3 protein-coding genes are annotated in these 2,386 nt (G+C 29.7%); all 3 read right to left on the bottom strand.

The annotated features are described in order from the left end of the window. Positions 1 to 64 precede the first annotated feature (64 nt). Complete coding sequence (locus CD30_RS18845) at positions 65 to 817, bottom strand: hypothetical protein (RefSeq protein WP_036180652.1); 753 nt, start codon at positions 815 to 817, stop codon at positions 65 to 67. 554 nt (positions 818 to 1,371) lie between these two features. Next, positions 1,372 to 1,884: a hypothetical protein gene (locus tag CD30_RS18840; protein WP_036180649.1), complete on the bottom strand. Its 513-nt coding sequence runs from the start codon at positions 1,882 to 1,884 to the stop codon at positions 1,372 to 1,374. Next, positions 1,877 to 2,386, bottom strand: a 510-nt coding sequence (locus CD30_RS18835) for an AAA family ATPase (protein ID WP_141096081.1), incomplete at its 5' end; no start/stop codon positions are given. The genes CD30_RS18840 and CD30_RS18835, both read right to left, overlap by 8 nt.

Raw genomic sequence — 2,386 nt, 5'->3', positions numbered from 1 at the left:
GAAAAATAATAAAACAGAAAATTCAGTCAATATTTATGCGACGTTAGTGTTGATTTTTATCAAATTAACTATAACGATCCGAAAATTTTTGCCAAACTTCACAACTCTTTTCACTTGAAACTTCATTAATTATTTGTGAATCAAATAATATCTGAAAGGTGTTTGGATCAATAATTTTTCTAATATCACTATTAAAAGGATCTTCTATTCTATGTAGTGTATTTGGCATTCCTAATTCTGTTATTATAGAGCCACTATATCTAATCTGAAAATTTTGTTTAAAACTTTCTATTTCCCTTTCGGTCATTGAACTATAAACCCCCAATACTCCTCCAGGACCGAATCTATATTCTTGAGTCACAATAAATTTCCCTGATATTGCCTGCCAAGATGACCATTTCTCTTCTTCATTAATGTATTTTTTAAAACGTATTTCAAAGATAGGAACAGATTCTTCAAGCATTCCTTTATTTGCCAGAATAAAAAATTTAGCTTGTAACGTAGAAGGCAAGTTTCCTCTCGTAAAACATCTTTTTTTGAAAAAATGATGAGTATAAATCTCATACAAAAAAAGACTATTTTTATCTATTCCAAGAATATTACTCATTGTTTCATTTTTAATATGGTTATAGTTATCTGATTCGCATTCTATTTCAATTAACTGAGCAAAGGGAGAATCACTAAATTCACCGTTTTCAAATTGAATGATTTCATTTAAAATATTTTTTCCAGAAGTCATAAGTATATTATCTGCTTCATGCGCATGCAAATTATCTTTGGTAAAATCAAACAGTAAAGCATTAATTTTATCTCGCATTATAAAATCCTCCTTCTATTATTGATGTATCACTGGCTCGCGCCAAATATTATGGTGAAAAAGGGACGTTCACTACCTTGATTTTTTAAGTGCCTTTGTTTTTCTATTCGAAATGCAGTTAAAAATTTATGCTCCAATTAGTGACTCTGCAAAAAACATCAATGCGGAAATATAACACGTACTCACTATAACACTTTAGCTTTAATAATTAACTTTGTCTCTTACATCTCTTTTGATAGCGGATCGAGAATAACTAAACTTTCGTTAATATACACATAATTAAACCCGTGATTTAATTTTTTATACATTTCGTAATTTTTCCCATTATTTATAAATAATAACAGAACTCACCATTGTTGAACCAGAATTATTCATTTAAAAAGACTATTATAAAAAGACAAGCGTCACAAATTATTATTCATTAAACTTGTCTTTTTAATATCTAGTTAGTAGCTGGATATACTACTTTCATTTTTTTAGATGATAGAAAATTTATTTTCCATCAAACGACCTCATATAAGACTAGGAATTTTAAATATCTATATTAATACGAACTAAATGGCTCTTATTTCAATTTGCGGAAAATGATTTTTCCACTCCGTTAAATCGACTACCTCAAATTGGGAAATAATTTCTCTCGCTATAAGTTCACTGTTAAGTTCGAATGGAAGTTGTTTTTCGATCTTTAATTTTAATTGCCTTCTAAGCTTTTTATCTAGAAGTGGATGCTCGATAATTAATACATAGACGATAGGTAATTCCTTTTCATTTCCCTTACATGCCCAAAATAGTAACAAACTATCATAAAACTTACGTGCTATTTTATAATAAAAACTTTCATGCTTTATTTTCTTTAACATCGCACCAGGATTTACTGCATCTTCAATGTTAGCATTCTTGTATTCAATAAATAACACTTCTTTTTCGGTTTCCGTAATAAAATCGACATCATTAAGAGTAGTATGAGAAACAATATCATGTATTTCCCATACATAATCTAGGGCAGAAAAGTCAAATTGGTACTTTCCGTTTTCTTCAATCAAGATTTTATCACTTAAATTAGTCATCAAAATTCCCCTCAATCACCTCATCTAATAACTTAGCATCTGCTTCGATGATTGGATTATCTCTTAGCTGACCAAAGTAAATATTACTATCAACTTGTACACCACTTTCTGCTTTATACAAATGATGGTACAGTACTTGATCTGACTCTTTCCGCTTTACTTCAAAATACTTTGCTAGATTATAACTATGCGTTGCAATAAATAATTGGACACCTTTTCGCTGAAGTTCTAACATTAACTCAACCAAAATTGGCATTAATTCAGGGTTAATATTCGCTTCAGGTTCATCCCAAAATAGTACTGTCCCTTTTTCAAGCAAACCATTTTTTATAAGTTTCCATAACAAGCCAAACTTTCTAAGTCCCTCAGCTTCTACCGGAAACTCAATTTTTTCACCTGATGTCTTTACTATATAAAATGTACCGTTTTCATGAATCACTTCCCCTTGAATGACACGTATTGTCAAAAATAATTTATATAAATCGCTAATAAATGTTGATTT

The organism is Ureibacillus massiliensis 4400831 = CIP 108448 = CCUG 49529 (assembly GCF_000772965.1).
Taxonomy (GTDB): Bacteria; Bacillota; Bacilli; order Bacillales_A; family Planococcaceae; genus Ureibacillus; species Ureibacillus massiliensis.
The sequence above is the reverse complement of the archived record's forward strand: the minus strand, read 5'-3'. Positions and strand labels throughout refer to the sequence as shown.

Coding starts and splice junctions, on each gene's coding strand:
- CD30_RS18845 (WP_036180652.1), bottom strand. CDS start 817: ATGCGAGATAAAATTAATGCTTTACTGTTTGATTTTACCAAAGATAAT.
- CD30_RS18840 (WP_036180649.1), bottom strand. CDS start 1,884: ATGACTAATTTAAGTGATAAAATCTTGATTGAAGAAAACGGAAAGTAC.